The sequence below is a fragment of the Streptosporangium sp. NPDC049644 genome (assembly GCF_040675205.1).
Lineage (GTDB): Bacteria > Actinomycetota > Actinomycetes > Streptosporangiales > Streptosporangiaceae > Streptosporangium > Streptosporangium fukuiense.
On record NZ_JBFAOJ010000088.1, the window covers coordinates 1 to 18,037 of the forward strand.

The following is an 18,037-nucleotide window of genomic DNA, read 5'->3' on the forward strand; positions in this document are numbered from 1 at the left end:
CAGATGCAATACCAACCCGCGCTACTGGACGGCTTTGTCACCGAGACCAGACTGGCCCTCCAACCACCGTAACGTCCAGCTTTCATCCTCAGTACAAGGGGTTCCGGTAGTAATGGCTGTGAATCCAACGATGTTGCCGCTGATCTGCGGAGACTCCTTGGCAACATGATCATGTGGATGGCGGGTCAGGCTCTATCTACGCAGGTCAGACCCATATCCGTTGTAGTTTTCCGCGATTACTATGGAGACCCCTTGAATGGCATGCTCAGCGCGTGCTGGTGACGGAGATGCTGAAACTCGCCCCGAGCGCTGAGCAGCGCGAGGCGCTGCGGGCGACGATGCGGGCATGCAACGCCGCCGCCAACCGTGCCGCCGAGGTGGCGTTCGAGCACCACATCGCCAACAAGATCGCCTTGCAGAAGCTGGTGTACGCCGACCACAACGCTGCGATCAACATCGGTCGCAGGGCAGTGAGTCACGCTGCCGACGACGCGGCCTGAACCGTACCTGCCAGGTACGGCGAGGAGCTGCAAGCTCGGTCCCTTCAGGGCCGAGAAGCCGACGCAGGGGCGTACCGTGACGTGAACGCCCGCGATCCGCCCTCGTTCTCGCCGTGGCGCTCCCGAAATCCTCGGCGCCCCAAAGCCTCGCGAATCGCGGGCGTCCACGGCCCTCTCTGGTGGACGCAGGCGTTCGCCCGACGCGGCGCCGCAACCCGGTTCACCGGAGACGGTGTGCTCACGGCCGCCGGTCATGCCCCTCGAACAGGCCCGCCCCGCGCGGCCGACGTGGCCCGGCCGACGGACGCCGAGGCGAAGGCGCCGATGATCGGATGCGGACGGCGTCCGTCGCCGGCCAGTTCCGGCTGGAAGAGGGTGGCAAGGAAGAACGGGTGCTCCGGCAGCTCCAGGACCCGCACCAGCCCCGCCTCGTCGTGGCCGGTGAAGCGCAGCCCGCCCGCCTCCAGGGCGGGCACGTGGTCGGCGTTGGGGCCGAAGCCGCAGTAGTACCTTTCCACGGTCCTTTCGGCGCCGATGACCCTCTCGGCCAGTGACCCCGGCTTCAGCCGGACGGTGTTCTCATGGCCCGCCAGCGAGCACGCCAGCGGTAGCAGCAGGAAGTTCTCGGCATCCGGATCGTTCTCGGCGTGGGCGACGGGCATGTCCAGCACATTGCGTGCGTACTCCAGCAGGGCGTGCTGGAAACCCCCGCAGGTGCCCAGGAACGGGATGTCGTGCTCGCGGGCGGTGCGGACGGCGTTCAGTGCGCCGGCCTCGCTGCGATACGGGCTGCCGGGCAGCATCCAGATGCCGTCGAACCCCTCAAGGCCGGCGGTGTCGGTCGTGGGGATCCAGTAGGCGTCCAGGTTCAGCCCGTCGCGCTCGCGCAGCGCCTCCAGCAGCGTGGGGATGCGGGTGTGAGACTGGACGGCCGGTGACCTGTCGCCTACCAGGGCGATCCTCGCGGTGCTCATGCCCCGATCCTGGCCCGGCCGCCGGGGTAAGCGCCAACGATGATCCTTGCTGGGTCGATAAGCGATACTGATGCTTCGTGGACCCGCATCTGTTGCGCACGTTCGTGCTCGTCGCCGACCGGCGTTCCTTCTCCGCCGCCGCCGCCGAGCTCGGCTACACCCAGTCGGCGGTCTCCCAGCAGATCGCCGCGCTGGAGGCCGACCTGGGAGTGGTGTTGCTGAGCCGCCGTCCGGTAGTGCCCACTTTGGCGGGGGAGCGTCTGCTGGAACACGCCGGACCGCTGCTGCTGCGCCACCGGGCCGCCCGTGCCGACGTGCTGCGTGCCGCCGCGGGCCCGGTCGGGCGGCTGAGCGTGGTGGCCTCCCCGCTGGCCTGCGTCCCGGCGATCGCCCGGGGCCTGTCTTCGGCCGTTCTGGACGGGCTGGAGGTGCGGCTGCGCACCGTCGCCCGCGAGCGTGTCGCCGACGAGGTCGCCTCGGGCTCGGCCGGCCTCGGCCTCGTCGACGGGATCACCGCGCCCAGCGATCCGTTGCGGCTGCCGGATGTGGGGCCGCTGTCAGGTTTCGGGGTCGCCGAGGAAGAGCTGGTGGTGGTGTTGCCCGCCGGCCACCCGCTCTCACACCGCGACGGCCTGGCGCTGAGCGACCTGACCGACGCGCTGTGGTTGCGGGCGCCGGTCGCCGTACCGGTGGAGCGGCTGCGCGAGCTGGCCGGCGGGGGCGGGTTTCGCGCCGCGCTGCGCTACGACGGCGAGGACCTGCACACGGCGGTGAATCTGGCCGCCGCGGGCAACGGCCTGGTCCTGTTGCCCGCCTCGGCGACGGCCGGAGTGGCGCGGGGGGTGCCGCTGATCGCGCCGCGCGTGGTGCACCGGGTGGAGGTCGTGTACGCCGGGCCCGCAAGCCCGGCCGCCGCGCTCGCCGCTCAGCTGCGCCAGCCGCCCTCGTCCACCCCGCCGGGCACCTTCGCCCGCGGATCGTAGGGGGTACGGGTGAAGACGAAGGTGTTGAGATCCAGGTGGCTGGGTGAGCCGTCGGGCCCGCGGACCACGCGCAGGGTCTCACCCGCGTAGTAGCCCTCCAGTCCCAGCCAGGTCCCGTCGGCCTGGGCGGCGAACCGGGAGGCCCGGCCGGCGCCGCCGGCCGGGTTGAGGCAGACCCCGCCTTCAGGCAGCAGCCGCAGCACGTAGGCGCTGGGCCCCCAGTACCACGGGCCGGTCAGCTCCAGCAGGCCCGCGTCGTCGGCGACGGGCGCCCACTCCTCGGGCAGGCGCGGCTCGTGCTGGTCGAGGATCGCCAGCAGGTCGGTCAGCAGGTCGCGGCTGACACCCGAGGTGGAGTTGGCCGTGAACAGCACGCCGACCCTGTCGGAGGGGTCGGCCCACACCGTGGCCAAGAAGCCCGGCATGGAACCGGTGTGACCGGCCAGGCGGCGGCCGTTCGCGCGGGCCAGTTGCAGCCCCAGGCCGTACCCGCCGGTCCAGGCGTCGCCGTCGTCGACGGTCGCGGGTTCGCGCATCTCGGCCACGGTGGCCGCATCGAGCACGTCGCCGGTGTCGCCGGCCACGAACGCCGCCCACCGGGCGAGGTCGGCGGGGGTGGACCACAGCTGCCCGGCGGGAGCCATGGCGAGCGCGTCGTGCTCGGGCTCGGGCAGCAGTACGTCCGCCCAGGGATGCACGGCGTAGCCGTGCGCGTGCGGCGCACGCGGCCGGGTCGTGGTGTCGCGCATGCCCAGCGGCCGCAGGATCTCCTCCTGCACGGCTCGCGCCCAGCTCACGCCACGATGGCGGGCCACCAGCTCGCCCAGCAGGGCGAAGCCCACGTTGGAGTAGTGGTAGCGGCGCCCGGGACGGTGCTTGGCGGTGTCGGGCCCGAGCGCGGCGACCAGTTCCTCGGCCGGCATGCCCGGGGTCCGCTCCCACCACTGGCCCGGCGACTCGGCACTGAGCCCGGAGGTGTGCGACAGCAACTGGGCGACGGTCACCTCGCCGACGCCGATCCCGAGGCCGGGGACGTGCTTGGAGACCGGGTCGAGTAGATCCACCCTTCCCTCGTCGCGCAGGCGCATGACCACGACCGCGACCAGGCTCTTGGTGATCGAGCCGATGCGGTACTGGGTGAGGGGGGTGGGGGCGGCCCCCTCCACCCGGCCTCGCGCGCCGAACCAGGCGAGCTCCCCGTCGCGCACCACCGCGGCGGTCAGCGAGGGCAGGCGCCCCTGGGACTGCTCCACCGCGACCCTGCGCAGCAGCGCGCGAGCCGTACTCTCCAGAACCGGCGACATGAGATGCCCCTCCCCGACACGACAAAAGTGCCCCCAGGTTAGTGCCGCCCGGGCCTGGAGGGCATCGCCCGCGGCTCCGCCTGAGTGATCGCCGTGTACGGCTCGCGGTGGTATGCAGGAGATGCCGGTTCAGGCCCCGGCCAGGAAGTCGCCGATCCGGCCGGCGACGGCGGGGTAGTCCTCGGCAAACCAGATAAGTGGCTGGCGGCCCTGCTCTCGACGAGTTCGGCCCTGGGCAGGCGGGCCGTCAGCGATTTCCCCGAAGGCCAGGACGAGCCAGGCGGAGGCTGCGACCGGCTGCCCGAAGGCCCCCCGCGGGAAAAGGGACCTTCGGCTCTGACCGCGGCCCCCCAAGGACCCTGGTACGCCGGGCGGGCATGACGCACGGTGGGGGCAACACCACGGGGGAGGTGGCCCGATGAGTTCCTTCGGCTACCGGATCCGGCGCCGTCTGCGCCTGCATCGGTTCGACGGCAACCCTCTGCGCAGGCGCTCGGACCGGATCGAGACAGTCGCCCTGCTGGTGAGCCTGCTGCTTTTCGTCGCCGGGCTGTGGCCGGCGGCCGGGCTCGGCCGGCAGGCCTACCAGGACGGCCTGCGGGCCGAGCTCACCGCCCCCTACCGGCGGGCGGTCGCCGCCGAGGTCGTGGACAGCGCCCGCCCGGTGGAGCCCGGCTTCGGCGGGCAGGTGCGCACGGTGCGCTGGAGGCCGGCGAACGGGCCCCCGCGCACCGGCCAGGTCGTGCTCCCCGCGGCGCTACCGGCCGGCTCGCGCATTGAGATCTGGTTGAACGCCGAGGGCAGGCTCACCGATCCGCCGCAGAGCCGTGTGGAGACGGTCACGGTCGCCGCGCTCACCGCGATCGCAGTGATGGTGTGTGTCTCGACGGTCTCGCTGGTATTCCTGACCGGCCTGCGGGTGCTGCTGAACCGCCACCGTGACGCCGAATGGGAAAGGGCGTGGTCCCGCGCCGACCAGCGATGGCACCGGCCGAAGCAGGGCTGACCTCTGCCGTGCCGCCCGCTCCGGCGAACACCGACTGCGGCAGTTGGGGTCGCGGCCCCAGGCTCACCGCTGAGACACGACGGGAGGGCCGGATCCACGCGCCTGCACCGCTTGGACCGCCGGCTGTGTCGCGGGGGCCGGCCCAACCGCCTGGCGCGGGCGGTCAACGGGGTCTGGGGCACCGTGCTCGCAACCGGGATCCTGCAGCCGGACCGGATGGTGACCCTGCGGGTGCTGGGCCGGCGTGGCGGCGCCGGTCACCGACCCGGACGCCAGGGAGGCAAGGACCTGTCTCACCTGGACTTCAGGGCTTTCGGCCCTACCGTGACTCGGCTACATGACGAACACTGCGGGGGGAGGCGGCGGAACCGCCGAGGAGGCCAGGTTGATGATCACACGGATTCGGCTGCGCCTCCGGCATGCGACGGGTAAGGCGAAGTCAGGACCTCCGAACGAGCCGACACCGACGCCTCCGCCGTCCACCGGCTGGCGACGCTGGCTGTTGCCGATCGGCATGGCGTTGATCGTGCTGTGGCTGCTGGTGCCTCTCGCGTTCACCGGGCCGGCGGCCGCTTCGTACTCCTACACCGACTTCGTGACCAAGGTGAGCACCGGACAGGTGAAGGCGGTGACAATCGACGATCAGGGTGCGGTGTCCGGCAGCCTGAACAACGGCACGAAGTTCACCACTCAGATCCCCACGGCACTCGACGTCGGCCAGCTGGAACCCCGGCTTCGAGCTGAGCACGTCCAGATCACCGCGACCCGGGCGGACAACTCGCTGTCGTCGATCCTGGCGGGCTTCCTGCCGCTGGCGCTGTTCATCGGCCTGATCATGTGGATGGGGCGGCAGGCACAGCAGTCTCTGGCCGGCGGTCTCGGAGGCTTCGGCCGATCACGAGCGAAGATCATCGAGGCGCAGCGGCCGACGACCCGGTTCGGCGACGTCGCCGGCTATGACGGCGTCAAGCAGGAGATCAGCGAGGTGGTGGACTTCCTGCGCGCGCCCGACCGATACGCGGCGGCGGGGGCGAAACCACCCCGAGGGGTGATCATGGTCGGCCCGCCGGGGACCGGCAAGACACTCCTCGCCCGGGCGGTGGCCGGTGAGGCGTCCGTGCCGTTCCTGTCGGTCACCGGCTCGGGATTCGTGGAGATGTTCGTCGGCGTGGGCGCTTCCCGGGTCCGCGACCTCTTCGACGAGGCACGCAGGCGTGCCCCCTCGATCATTTTCATCGACGAGATCGACGCCATCGGCGGTCGCCGCGGCAGGACGACCATCGGCGGTAACGACGAGCGAGAGCAGACGCTCAACCAGTTGCTGGCGGAGATGGACGGCTTTGATCAGAGCAGCGGGATCGTCGTGATGGCCGCGACCAACCGGCCCGAGACCCTTGACCCGGCCCTGCTGCGCCCCGGCCGTTTCGACCGGCAGGTCACGGTCCCTCTGCCCAACCAGGCCGAACGCACGGCGATCCTGGCCGTGCACGCCTCCGGCAAGCATCTGGCCCCGGACACCGATCTGGGCGTGATCGCCCGCGCCACCCCGGGATTCTCCGGCGCCGACCTGGCCAACCTCGTCAACGAAGCCGCGATCAACGCGGTCAGGGCGGGCCGCACGACCATCGACGCCCAAGATCTCGACTCGGCACGCGACCGGGTGCTGCTCGGCCGGCGGGAGACCTCCAACGCCCTGCTCCCGCAGGAACGGCGCGCGGTGGCCGTACACGAGTCCGGGCACGCCCTGCTCGCCGCGTTGTGCGAGAACGCCGATCCGGTCGCGAAGGTGACCATCCTGCCCGCCGGCCCGACCCTCGGCGTCACCGAGCAACTGCCCGAGGCCGAGCGGCACCTCTACAGCGAGAGCTACCTGGCCGACCTGCTCGCGGTGCGGCTCGGCGGCCGGGCCGCGGAACTGGTCGTCTTCGGGGAGGGTTCCACCGGCGCCGCCAACGACCTCGCGGCCGCCACCCAGATCGCCACCCGCATGGTGCGCGACTTCGGCCTGTCACCCGCGCTCGGTCCGGTCGGCTACTCCTGCGCCGCTCCTCAGTATCTCGGCGAGGACGTCGAAGACCTCCGGCACAGGTCGTACTCCGAACGGACCCAGCAGATCATCGACGAAGAGGTCGCCCGGTTGCTCAGCGGGGCGGAGAGACGCGCCGTCGACCTGCTGCGCGCCCACCGTGGCGCCCTCGACCGGCTCGCCGTGATCCTGGTCGAACGCGAGACCGTCGACGGCGACGTCGTCGGCGACGTGCTGCGAGAGGAACAGCGGGCGGTCGCCTCCCTGAAGGCCAGCGCCGGTTGAACCGCGAGCTTCTTCGCCACCCGCGCTCTCGCAGGGTGCCCGGCCGAAAGGGAGGGCCACGCCCTCGGTGCCGGCCCTGATGACAGTCAAAGTGATCATGGTGATCGCCCCCATGGGCTGCCCTGCTTCCGCCCTGCTTCCGCGCTGCTCAGGGGTCTTGTACATGGATAGGGCAGAAGGCCCCGACCGGGTGGGACTTCCGTACCTGCCGCCCCTGCCGGGCCGGTCACATGCTGGAACGACATCCTCACCGCCGTCGAGGAGGCTGCGATGACGTGGGATCCGATCCCCAAAAGCCGGCAGCAGGCCGACGGGGCCAACCTGACGGACTACGAGCGTGAACGCCGTGAGTTCTCCTGGCGGGCGGCCCGGCGATCGCTGCGTGGCCTGCCCGGCGGCCGGGGCCTGAACATCGCCTACGAGGCCGTGGACCGCCATCTGGACACTCCCCGATGCGACCAGGTGGCGCTGCGGTGCGTCGGCAGGGACGACACGGTGACCGAGTTGACCTACCGGGACATGCACCTTGCCACCAACCGCTTCGCGGGCGTGCTGCGCGGGCTGGGGGTGGGCAGAGGCGAACGAGTGTTCACGCTGCTCGGCCGCGTGCCCGACCTCTATGTCGCCGTCCTCGGCACGCTGAAGAATCTCAGCGTGCTGTCGCCGCTTTTCTCCGCCTTCGGCCCCGAGCCGATCCGTGAGCGGCTGCGCCTCGGCGACGGGCGGGTGCTGGTGACCACTCCGGAGCTCTACACGCGGAAGATCGCCGCGATCCGCGAGTCCCTGCCCGCTCTGAAGCATGTCCTGCTCACCGGGCACGGACCCGCGCCTGAGGGCACCTTGTCGCTGGGCGAGCTGCTGGCCGGGGCACCCGCCGGGTTCGAGATCGTGCCCACCGATCCCGAGGACATGGCGCTCCTGCACTTCACCAGCGGGACCACCGGCAGGCCGAAGGGGGTGGTGCACGTGCACGAGGCCGTGCTCGCCCACCGCGTCACCGCGGCCTACGCGCTCGACCTGCGGCCTTCGGACGTCTTCTGGTGCACCGCCGACCCCGGTTGGGTCACCGGCATGTCGTACGGCGTCATCGCGCCCCTCAGCCTCGGCCTCACCCTCGTGACCGACGCGGGCGAGTTCGACGCGCGACGCTGGTACCGCGTTCTGCAGGACCAACGGGTGAACGTCTGGTACACCTCACCGACGGCGCTGCGCATGCTCATGCGCCACGGCGGCGCCCCCGCCTGCGAGTACGACCTGTCCGGGCTGCGGTTCGTCGCCAGTGTGGGAGAGCCGCTCAATCCCGAGGTGGCCGTCTGGGGCCTGCACACGCTCGGCCTGCCGGTCCATGACAACTGGTGGCAGACGGAAACGGGCGCCATCATGATCGGCAACTTCGCCGCGACGGACATCAAGCCGGGCTCCATGGGACGCCCGCTGCCCGGAATAGCGGCGGCGGTGCTGGAGCGCGGCGAGGACGGCCGCGCCCGCGTCGTCGACGGGCATGTACGGGTGATCGAGGAGCCCGGGGCCGAGGGGGAACCGCCCTGCGCCCCGGCCGGCCCTCGATGTTCCGCGGCTACCTGAACGAGCCGGAACGGTATGCCAAGGCGTTCGCCGGAGGCTGGTACCTGTCCGGCGACATCGCGCGTAAAGACGAGGACGGGTATTTCTGGTTCGTCGCTCGCGCCGACGACGTCATCAAGTCCGCCGGCCACCTCATCGGGCCGTTCGAGGTCGAGAGCGTGCTGATGGAGCACCCCGCCGTCGCCGAAGCCGGAGTGATCGGCAAGCCCGACCCGGTGGCCGGTGAACTGGTGAAGGCCTTCGTCACGCTCAACCCCGGGTTCGAACCCGGCGACGGGCTCCGGCTGGAGCTGATCGCCTTCGGCCGCCGCCGGCTGGGCGCGGTGGCCCCCAAGGAGATCACCTTTGACCAGAGTCTTCCCCACACCCGCAGCGGCAAGGTGATGCGCCGCCTGCTGAGGGCCCGTGAACTCGGCCTGCCCGAAGGCGACACCTCCACTGTCGAACGCCCCGTCCCCATGGTCGCGGACCGCCTGAAGCCTCTCGCGTCGCCCGAGCCGCCGTGAACGCGGCAAGGACGCATCCGGGCTCAGCCCGTTTCCGCGCGGGCGGCCAGGAAGCCCGCCCCGCCCGCCACGGTGGTGAACGCGGGGTAGTCGTCCTCCTCGATACGCAGACCGCTGGTGGCGCTCAGCGTCTCCACGTAGCCGAGGAAGTCCAGCGAGTCCATCTCCAGGACCTCGCGGACGTCGGCGTCCGTGGCCAGCCCCGCCAGGTCGGCATCCGGCACCACCCGCAGCAGAGCGTCTTCGATGATCTCCTGTGCCTGTCGCGGGGTCACAGCGCCTCCGGGTGGCTGAGCAGCCGGTCCACCGCGGTGAGGAAACGGGCGCCGACGTAGCCGTCGGTGGCCCGGTGGTCGGCGGCGAGAGTGACAGTGACCAGGGGGGCGGACGCCGAGCAGCCCGCCGACGGCCCAGGGACGCTCCAGGATCTTGCCGAAGCCGACGAGGGCCACCTGCGGTGGGTAGATGACGCCGTGAACCGCTTCGACCCCCCCGGTCGCCCAGGTTGGTGACGGTGATGGTCGCCTCGGTCATCTCGGCGCCGCGCAGCCGCCCGGCGCGGGCCCGGCAGACCAGGTCCTTCAACGCGGCCATCAGGTCTGCGAGATCACGGCCGGCGGCGTCGTGAAGGGCGGGCGCGATCAGGCCGCCGCCCTTGAGGGAGATCGCCACTCCCAGGTGCACCGCCTCACCGGGGGCGAAGGCGTCGTCGAGCCAGAAGCCGTTCAGCTCCGGGACCTCCCTGGCGGCGCGGGCGGCCGCCGCCAGGAGCAGGGCTACGGGAAGCAGGCGCCGAGCCACCGGCAGGTCCCGGTTACGCCCGCGCAGCCACGCGAGCGCGGTTCCCATGTCCACGGTCGTGCTCAGGTGGTAGTGCGGGATCTCCCGGTTGGATCTGGTCATCGCCCTCGCGATCGCCTGACGCATCGCGTCTCGCCGACGCTCCAGGCCAGGTCCCCGCACGGGCTGCGCACCCGCGAGGAGCGCCGTCCGTTCGGATGCGGCTCGCGCCGTCCCCTCTCCCGGCCCCGGCCGGGCGCCGCGTGCGGCCACAGTGCGCACGTCGCAGGCGCGAATCGCCCCGGTGCGGCCTGTAGCGGGGACGTCGGCCAGATCCACGCCGAGTTCCAGGGCAAGCCTGCGGGCCAGTGGCGATGCCCTCACCCGGGCGGGGACGCCGGTGCGTTCGACATCCGCGCGGGTCACCCGGCCCCCCGGCCCCGTCCCGTGCACGACCGTCTCCTCCACCCCCCGTTGCTCGGCCAGATGCCGCACGAGCGGTGAGGTGATGGGCGACGGAGCACGCGGCTCACCCGATTCCGGCTCACCGGCGGACGGTGCGGTCCTTCGCCGCGCTCGCTCCTGCCCGAGGGCGGCGGCCGCCGGCCGGCGGCCGGGCGGACGGCGCTTGGCGGTGGCCGAGGCGGCGGTGATGACGGCCAAGGGTGTCCCGACGGGGACCCGTTCGCCGATCCCGGCCACCAGGCTCTCCACCGTGCCGGTGTGGAACGACTCGACCTCGATCAGAGCCTTGTCGGTGTCGATCACAGCGACGGTGTCGCCCCTGCGGATCCGGTCCCCGGGTTTGACCAGCCATTCGGCGACGGTGCCCGACTCCATGTCGGCACCGAGCGAGGGCATCACGAACTCCCACCGCTCCTCCGTCATGAGGTGACCACCTCCCGCACGGTCGTGACGATCGCGGCCACCTGGGGGATGGCCGCCTCTTCCAGGTGGCGGGCGTAGGGGATCGGGACTTCGGCACCGCACAGCCGTCCGATCGGCGCGTCCAGGGTGTAGAAGGCCTGCTCGACGATCCGGATGCCGATCTCGGCCGACAGGCTGCCCGAACGCCAGCCCTCGTCGACGATGACGGCCCGGTGCGTCCGGCCGACCGACTCCATGATCACGGTGTCGTCGAGAGGGCGCAGGACCCGCAGATCGATCACGTCCGCCTCGATGCCCTCGGCGGCGAGCGCGTCGGCGGCCGACAGCGCCTTGGCGACGGTGCCGCCGTAGGCGATCAGTGTGACGTCCCCGCCGGACCGCCGCAGCGCGGCGCGGGTGATGTCCACCGGCCCGGGACGCACCACCCCCGACATGGCGTACAGCCCGCCGTGCTCGAAGATCAGGACAGGGTCGGGGTCCTCCAGCGCGGGCCAGAGCATGCCGCGGGCGTCCTCCAAGGTGGCGGGGGCGAGGATCCTCAGCCCTGGGATGTGGGCGTACCAGCCTTCCAGGCTGTGCGAATGCTGGGCGGCGAGCTGCCGCCCAGCGCCGGTGGTCATCCGGATCACCAGTGGGACGTTGAACTGGCCGCCGGACATGTGCAGCAGCGTCGCGGCGTTGTTCAGGATCTGGTCCAGGGCCAGCAGACTGAAGTTGACCGTCATGATCTCCACGATCGGCCGCATTCCGCCCAGTGCCGCCCCGATACCGGCACCAACGAACGCCGGCTCCGACAGCGGGGTGTCACGGATGCGCTCGGGACCGAACTCCTCCAGCAGTCCCAGGCTCACCGCGAAGCAGCCGCCGTAGGCGCCGATGTCCTCGCCCATGAGGAACACGCGCTCGTCACGGCACATCGCCTCGCGCATGGCCTCGCGATACGTCGTGGTCTGGCTCACCAGGCCACCCCCACCGGCCTCACGGTCGTCGTGCCACCGGCGGGCGGCCTCTCGCTGTAGAGGAAACGGGTGAGGTCCTCCACCGGCTCGACGGGCGCCTGCTCGGCGAAGGCGATCGCCTGGTCGATCTCCGCGGACACCTCCTTCTCCAGCACGGCGAGATCGTCATCGACGATCTCCCGCGCAGCCCTCATCCGCGCGACGAGGGCGTCGATCGGATCTCGCTTCTTCCACCGCTCGATCTCGGCCTTGTCCCGGTAGCGGTCAGGGTCGTACATCGAGTGCACGCGGAAGCGATAGGTGCGCAGTTCGAGGAAGTGCGGCCCGGCCCCGGCGCGGATCGACTCGACGGCCCTGGAGGCGGCGTCGGCGACCGCGTAGACGTCCATCCCGTCCACCGGCCAGGCCGCGACGTCGTAGCCCGCCGCCCGGAGCGCCAGATCGGTCTCGGCATGGGATCTCGCCAGTGCGGTGCCCATCGCGTACAGGTTGTTCTCGCAGGCGAACAACCCCGGCAGCCGCCAGAGCGCGGAGAGGTTGAGACACTCGTGAAACTCGCCCTCGGCCACCGCGCCGTCACCGAAGAAGCACGCCGTCACCCGGCTCCTGCCCCGGAGCCTGTCGGCCAGGGCGAGCCCGACAGCCAGGGGAAGGCCACCGCCGACGATCGCGTTGCCGCCGTAGAAACGGCGGGCGGCGTCGAAGATGTGCATGGAACCACCCCGGCCCCGGCTGCATCCCGCGGCCTTGCCGTACATCTCGGCCATGATCGCCGTGGCCGGCACCCCGCGGGCGAGTGCGTGCCCGTGCTCGCGGTAGGTGGAGACGACCGCGTCATCCGGGGTGAGCGCGTGGCAGACCCCGGCGGCCACCGCCTCCTCCCCGATGTAAAGGTGCATGAATCCGCGGATCTTCTCTCCGCTGCGGTGTGGTCCGCGTCCTGTGTTTCACTGCCATGGGTCTGCCCTCGCCTGCGCGTACCCGTCTTGTCCACTGTCGACGACGTGTGACGGGGTCGGGCAGAGACGAAGGTCCCACGCCTGTGTGACGGTCTCCTCTATGCCGGCGGGCCCTGCCCCGTGAACGTGAAGGCATTCCGGTCACGGATCGGACACAACCGGGCCTGACGTCCTGTGACGTGCGTTCTGCCGGCCTCGCGCCATGTCGGGCGGGCCCGCCCGATCCGCCAGGACGCCTCCTGGGACGTGGACTCCATCTGGACGCGCTTTCCCCTCCTGCCCGGTGTCGGCGAGGGCGACGCCGACCTCCGGGACGCCCTTGTCGTACGCCGGCAGGCGCCCGAGGTTTCGTACGGGACCCGCGTAACGGTGATCTACCCCGCGTTCACCTTGGAGCGGGCGCCGCGCCCGGGGGGGCGGGGCCGCGCGGGGAGGACGTCAGAGCAGCAGGCGCACCGCGGCGAGCAGGGTGAGCCCCAGCGTGACGCGTTCGAAGAGCGTCCGGTCGATCCGGCCGATCACGGCACGCCCGGCCGCGGCCCCGGCCAGCACCGCGGGGGCGCCCAGCGCGGCGAACAGGAGGGTGGACGGGGTGATCAGGCCGAGCGCGACGCTGAACGGCACCTTGAAGGCGTTGATCGTCAGGAAGAACCACGCGCTGGTCCCCAGGAAACCCAGCATCGGCAGGCCCGCCGCCAGGAGATAGACGGCCATGATGGGCCCCGCGGCGTTGGCCGTCATGGTGGCGAAGCCGGCCAGCACACCCGCCAACGCCGCCACGGGGCGGTGGTGGGCCAGGGAGTCCTCCTGCGCCCGGCGCCGGTTCCACAGGTGAACGACGACGATCACCACCAGGATCACGCCGATCAGCCGCCTCATCTGCGCGTCGTCGACCCAGCGCACCACGAACGCGCCGGCCACCACGCCCAGGGCGACCCACGGAAAGAGCCTGATCAACCTGGGCCAGTCGGCATGGCGGCGGTAGGAGAATACCGCGACCATGTCGCCGACGAGCAGTAGCGGCAGCAGCGTGCCCGTGGACTGCCTGGTCGGCAGCACGAGCGCGAACAGGGCGATCGCCACCGTCCCCGCTCCGGAGACGCCGGTCTTGGAGAAGCCCACGAGGAACAGGGCGGCCGACAGCACCACCCACTGGACGGCGTCAAGGGAGAGCATCGGCCTCGCCGGAAACAGGGCACGAAAGGGGCGTACCTGATGTAAAGGGTCGGAGGCGACGGTACATGACGCGTCAGCGGACAGCGTCTTCGACGTCTTCGGCCCGCACCTCGCCGGGATGCCCGATACCGGCCGTCCCGAGAAGACCCCCGCAGTGCTGAGAGACCTACCGGCCACCGGCCACCGGCCCGTGCGCCCACCTCGCACGAAGCCCATGGGCACCCATGGTGAACTCCCGCGGGCGTCCCAGGCTCCACCGGCGGGAGCAGGTGAAAGTTTCACCCCCGCCCCGGGCGCACGAGCACCGGATCACCTCTCGCCGGCGCCTGGTAACCGCAGATGGGAAGGGAGGCGGCGGGCACCGGAACCTCTTCGGGCACCGAGGCCACCCCATCCCCCGATGGCTCCGGGAGGGGATTTTCGGTATGTGATGAAAGTTCTGAAAGCGCTTTCCGAACTCGTGTCCGCTCAACCACAAGGGGAGAGCATGTCCCGATCATCACCACCGTCCCCGCGCCGCCTGCGCGTGATCTGCTCGGCGGCCGCGCTCGCACTCGCCGCGAGCCTGGCACCGGTCCTGGTCGCCCAGGCCGCGGCGGCCGGCTGCCGCGTCGACTACTCGGTGTCCACCCAGTGGTCGGGAGGCTTCACCGGCAACGTGGCGCTCACCAACCTCGGTGACCCCGTCAACGGCTGGACCCTGAACTGGAGTTTCGCCGCCGGACAGCAGGTGAGCCAGGCATGGAACTCCACCGTCACCCAGAGCGGCACCCAGGTCAGCGCCACCGACGCCGGCTACAACGCCGCGATCGCCACCGGCGCAGGCGTCTCCTTTGGTTTCAACGCCTCCTGGAACAACTCCGCGAACCCGGCGCCGACGGTGTTCACACTCAACGGCGTCGCCTGTACCGGCTCGACCGGCCCGACCCCAACACCCACTCCGACGGTGACCCCCACTTCCTCCGCCGGCGCCCGGCAGGTCGAGGACCTCGACCGCGGGCTGATCAGCGCCCGCTCCGGCAGCGGCAACCTCATCGCCTGGCGCCTGCTGGGCACCGACCCGGCGGACGTGGCCTTCAACCTCTACCGGGGCTCGACCAAGCTGAACGCCTCACCCCTCACCGCCTCCACCAACTACTTCGACTCCGGCGCCGCGGCCGACGCCTCCTACACCGTGCGAGCGGTGGCCGGCGGCACCGAGCAGGCCGCCTCCGAATCCTCCCTGCGCTTTTCCGGCGGCAACTACCTCGACGTGGCGATCCAGCCCCCAGCCGGGGGAACCACACCCGACGGCGTCGCCTACACCTACACCGCCAACGACGCCAGCGTGGGCGACCTCGACGGCGACGGCCGCTACGAGGTGATCCTCAAGTGGGAGCCCACCAACGCCAAGGACAACTCCCAGTCCGGCTACACCGGCAACGTCTACCTCGACGCCTACCGGCTGACAGGCGAACGGATGTGGCGCATCAACCTCGGGCGCAACATCCGCGCGGGCGCGCACTACACGCAGTTCCAGGTCTACGACTACGACGGTGACGGCCGGGCCGAGGTCGCGATGAAGACCGCCGACGGCACGGTGGACGGCATCGGCACCGTGATCGGCAACTCCTCCGCCGACCACCGCAACTCCTCCGGCTACATCCTGTCCGGCCCCGAGTACCTGACCATGTTCAACGGGCAGAACGGCGCGGCACTGTCCACGGTCAACTACGACCCGCCCCGCGGCACGGTCTCAGCCTGGGGCGACTCCTACGGCAACCGCGTCGACCGGTTCCTGGCCGGGACCGCCTACCTGGACGGCACCCGGCCCAGCCTGATCATGGCCCGCGGCTACTACACCCGTACCGTCGTGGCGGCCTGGGACTTTCGCAACGGCTCCCTGACTCAGCGCTGGAAGTTCGACTCCAACAGCGCGGGATCGGCCTACACCGGGCAGGGCAACCATCAGCTCTCGGTCGCCGACGTCGACGCCGACGGCAAGGACGAGATCGTCTACGGGGCGATGACCCTCAACGACAACGGCACGGTCCTGTGGAACACCGGCCTCGGCCACGGGGACGCGTTGCACGTCGGCGACCTCAACCCGGCAAGGAGCGGCCTGGAGGTGTTCAAGGTCGACGAGGACGCCTCCAAGCCCAGCTCCTGGATGGCCGACGCCCGCACCGGGCAGATCCTGTGGCAGACCGGCGCAAGCGGCGACAACGGCCGGGGCGTGTCGGGCGACATCTGGTCCGGCAGCGCCGGAGCAGAGTCCTGGTCGGCCTCCGGCGGGGACGGCGTCTTCAACACCTCCGGCCAGATCGTGGGCCGCAAACCCTCCTCGGCGAACTTCCTGGCCTGGTGGGACGCCGACCCGGTACGGGAGCTGCTGGACGCCACCAGGATCGACAAGTACGGCACGAGCGGTGAGACCCGCCTGCTGACCGCCGGCGGGGTGCACTCCAACAACGGCACCAAGGCCACCCCGGCACTCTCGGGTGACCTGCTGGGCGACTGGCGCGAGGAGGTCGTCTGGGCCACCTCCGACAACACCGCGCTGCGGATCCACACCACCACCGCCGTCACCGACCGGCGGATCCACACCCTGATGCACGACACCCAGTACCGCACCGCGATCGCCTGGCAGAACACCGCCTACAACCAGCCGCCGCATCCGAGCTTCTTCATCGGCTCGGGCATGTCGACCCCGCCCAGGCCCAACGTCTACGTGCGCTGAGGGAGAGGGCTCGAAGGGCGGGGAAAGCGCGGGCGATCCGGCCACGACCCGGCGCCCGCCCGCGCGAACCTCATGGCGCCGGCGGCCGAACGTACCGGTCCGTGTGCCGCTGCCGGCGCCCTCGTAGGAACTGAAGCACGGTTGAGGTCAAGCCGCGCGTGATGCGCCGAACTCACCCCCACTCACCCCCTGCGCCGGGCCGCCGGATTCCAACGGCCCGCACCGGTCGTCTCGAACGCGCGGCCGCTCCTCAGCCACGGTCGAGCCGGATGGCGATGTCGAGGACCTGGCGGTTGGCGGGAAAGGCGCCGTAGCTGTAGTTGACGGCGCCGGTGAGCAGGTTGATGCCGTAGAACCCGTAGCGGCCGGCGACCTTCAGCGCGGCGAAGGCGCTGTTGGAGACGGTGACCCCCTCGCGCAGCGAGCTGTAGACGTCGAAACCCGCCGCGCCGCTCGCGGCCACCCGCAGACTGCCGGTCTGCACCAGGGTGCCCGCCCCCGCGGGCGACTGCAGGTTCACCTGGCCGGTGGCGGTGTTCACCCCGAAAAGCGTCGTGGCGGTGTCCGGGCTGAGGTCGTTGTTGGTGTATCCGGCCCCCGACACACCGGTGGCGACCGTTCCCACCACGGCGGGCGGGACGGGCGGCAGGGTCAGCGTACGGTCGGCCACGGTCTGCCCGGCGGCCGGGCCGCCCGTGGGGTCGTCGAGGTTGTGCCGCAGGTTCTGCCCGGTGTCGCTGACCACCCGCAGCCGGTTGGCCGCGGGACTGAAGTCGACGCCGAAGTGGTAGCCCCTCAGCGCCACGGTCAGCTGGGAGACCTTGACCGCCCTGGCCGGGCCGCTGAGCGTGTAGACGCCGCCACGGTCCCCGACGCCGTACAGCCTGCCGTTCTGCACGCGGTAGTCGATGCCCACCAGCCGGGTGTCGCCGTCGAGCCCGCGGATCCTGCCCAGATCACGCGTGCGGCCGGGGGAGCGGATCGCAAAACCCACCAGACGCTGGTCGCCGGTCAGCCCGATGACCTCGATGCCGGGCCGCGCGGCGGCCGGCGCCGCGGCGCCGGCCGCCACCGTGCCCGCCACCGTGCCCAGCACCGTCATCAGGGCGGTCAGTGTCCTTCGCATGTGCCTCTCCTTCGCAGCCGGGTGCCGTAGGCCCCGGACTTCGGCGGCAAAGCCGTTACGGATCGGAGAGACTCCATCACACACGGTGCCCCTCTGGCCCGCGAAGAGGGCAGGAGAGACCGGCGTGTCCCCGGCTCGCCCCGCCCGCCCGCGCACCGGACCCGGCGAAGCCGGCGAAACCTCACATCCCGTCCGCCCCGCGCCGCGGGGCGGACGGGGTGGACGGGGTGGAGCGGGGAGCACGGGCAGGGGCGGCCGTCAC

Annotated in this window: 15 protein-coding genes and 1 pseudogene; 7 read left to right on the forward strand and 9 right to left on the reverse strand. The window is 71.2% G+C overall.

The window, feature by feature from the left end; all coding sequences use genetic code 11:
• Nucleotides 1-272: 272 nt before the first annotated feature.
• Entirely contained in the window at nt 273-500 is a 228-nt protein-coding gene (locus AB0J58_RS34390) for a hypothetical protein (protein WP_364223786.1), read from the forward strand.
• Nucleotides 501-751: 251 nt separating this feature from the next.
• On the opposite strand, the gene AB0J58_RS34395 is transcribed toward AB0J58_RS34390, so the two are convergent.
• Nucleotides 752-1,474 carry a hypothetical protein gene (locus tag AB0J58_RS34395; RefSeq protein ID WP_364223788.1) on the reverse strand — a complete coding sequence of 241 codons (723 nt, stop codon included), beginning with the start codon at nt 1,472-1,474 and terminating at the stop codon, nt 752-754.
• A gap of 77 nt (nt 1,475-1,551) precedes the next feature.
• On the opposite strand from AB0J58_RS34395, the gene AB0J58_RS34400 reads away from it, so the two are divergent.
• Nucleotides 1,552-2,457: a LysR family transcriptional regulator gene (locus AB0J58_RS34400; protein WP_364223790.1), complete on the forward strand. Its 906-nt coding sequence runs from the start codon at nt 1,552-1,554 to the stop codon at nt 2,455-2,457.
• On the opposite strand, the gene AB0J58_RS34405 is transcribed toward AB0J58_RS34400, so the two are convergent.
• A complete protein-coding gene (locus tag AB0J58_RS34405) occupies nt 2,400-3,761 on the reverse strand; it encodes a serine hydrolase domain-containing protein (RefSeq protein ID WP_364223792.1) in 1,362 nt (453 codons plus the stop codon). The two genes, AB0J58_RS34400 and AB0J58_RS34405, sit on opposite strands and share 58 nt — an antisense overlap.
• 418 nt (nt 3,762-4,179) lie before the next feature.
• Between AB0J58_RS34405 and AB0J58_RS34410 the strand changes: the two genes are divergently transcribed.
• The 4 genes from AB0J58_RS34410 (at nt 4,180) to AB0J58_RS34425 (ending at nt 9,168) form a co-directional block, all read left to right on the forward strand.
• Complete coding sequence (locus AB0J58_RS34410) at nt 4,180-4,767, forward strand: hypothetical protein (protein ID WP_364223793.1); 588 nt, start codon at nt 4,180-4,182, stop codon at nt 4,765-4,767.
• Nucleotides 4,768-5,155: 388 nt separating this feature from the next.
• Complete coding sequence (gene ftsH, locus AB0J58_RS34415) at nt 5,156-7,078, forward strand: ATP-dependent zinc metalloprotease FtsH (RefSeq protein ID WP_364223795.1); 1,923 nt, start codon at nt 5,156-5,158, stop codon at nt 7,076-7,078.
• A gap of 270 nt (nt 7,079-7,348) precedes the next feature.
• Complete coding sequence (locus tag AB0J58_RS34420; protein WP_364223797.1) at nt 7,349-8,662, forward strand: AMP-binding protein; 1,314 nt, start codon at nt 7,349-7,351, stop codon at nt 8,660-8,662.
• Nucleotides 8,644-9,168: a hypothetical protein gene (locus AB0J58_RS34425; RefSeq protein WP_364223799.1), complete on the forward strand. Its 525-nt coding sequence runs from the start codon at nt 8,644-8,646 to the stop codon at nt 9,166-9,168. Before AB0J58_RS34420 ends, AB0J58_RS34425 begins: the two co-directional genes overlap by 19 nt.
• Nucleotides 9,169-9,191: 23 nt before the next feature.
• Here AB0J58_RS34425 and AB0J58_RS34430 read toward each other — a convergent pair whose 3' ends face one another.
• The 6 genes and pseudogenes from AB0J58_RS34430 to AB0J58_RS34455 all read right to left on the reverse strand — a co-directional run bounded on the left by AB0J58_RS34430 (nt 9,192) and on the right by AB0J58_RS34455 (nt 13,930).
• Nucleotides 9,192-9,443 (reverse strand): hypothetical protein, encoded by a 252-nt coding sequence (locus tag AB0J58_RS34430; protein ID WP_364223801.1) that lies wholly within the window; start codon nt 9,441-9,443, stop codon nt 9,192-9,194.
• The gene (locus AB0J58_RS34435) at nt 9,440-9,739 is read right to left on the reverse strand and encodes a 2-oxo acid dehydrogenase subunit E2 (RefSeq protein ID WP_364223847.1); all 300 of its coding nucleotides are present in this window, start codon (nt 9,737-9,739) and stop codon (nt 9,440-9,442) included. The genes AB0J58_RS34430 and AB0J58_RS34435 overlap by 4 nt, the downstream gene beginning before the upstream one ends.
• Nucleotides 9,661-10,836 (reverse strand): annotated as a pseudogene (locus tag AB0J58_RS34440) (2-oxo acid dehydrogenase subunit E2); the annotation flags it as partial. The gene AB0J58_RS34435 and the pseudogene AB0J58_RS34440, both read right to left, overlap by 79 nt.
• The gene (locus AB0J58_RS34445; protein WP_364223803.1) at nt 10,833-11,795 is read right to left on the reverse strand and encodes a pyruvate dehydrogenase complex E1 component subunit beta; all 963 of its coding nucleotides are present in this window, start codon (nt 11,793-11,795) and stop codon (nt 10,833-10,835) included. The pseudogene AB0J58_RS34440 and the gene AB0J58_RS34445, both read right to left, overlap by 4 nt.
• Nucleotides 11,792-12,706 carry a pyruvate dehydrogenase (acetyl-transferring) E1 component subunit alpha gene (gene pdhA, locus AB0J58_RS34450; RefSeq protein ID WP_364223849.1) on the reverse strand — a complete coding sequence of 305 codons (915 nt, stop codon included), beginning with the start codon at nt 12,704-12,706 and terminating at the stop codon, nt 11,792-11,794. Before pdhA ends, AB0J58_RS34445 begins: the two co-directional genes overlap by 4 nt.
• 486 nt (nt 12,707-13,192) lie before the next feature.
• A complete protein-coding gene (locus tag AB0J58_RS34455; RefSeq protein WP_364223805.1) occupies nt 13,193-13,930 on the reverse strand; it encodes a sulfite exporter TauE/SafE family protein in 738 nt (245 codons plus the stop codon).
• Nucleotides 13,931-14,417: 487 nt separating this feature from the next.
• Here AB0J58_RS34455 and AB0J58_RS34460 point away from each other — a divergent pair, with 487 nt between their 5' ends.
• Nucleotides 14,418-16,649, forward strand: coding sequence for a cellulose binding domain-containing protein (locus AB0J58_RS34460; protein ID WP_364223807.1), 2,232 nt, complete (start codon nt 14,418-14,420; stop codon nt 16,647-16,649).
• 250 nt (nt 16,650-16,899) lie between these two features.
• On the opposite strand, the gene AB0J58_RS34465 is transcribed toward AB0J58_RS34460, so the two are convergent.
• The gene (locus AB0J58_RS34465; protein WP_364223809.1) at nt 16,900-17,775 is read right to left on the reverse strand and encodes a DUF4394 domain-containing protein; all 876 of its coding nucleotides are present in this window, start codon (nt 17,773-17,775) and stop codon (nt 16,900-16,902) included.
• Between the last annotated feature and the right edge of the window lie 262 nt (nt 17,776-18,037).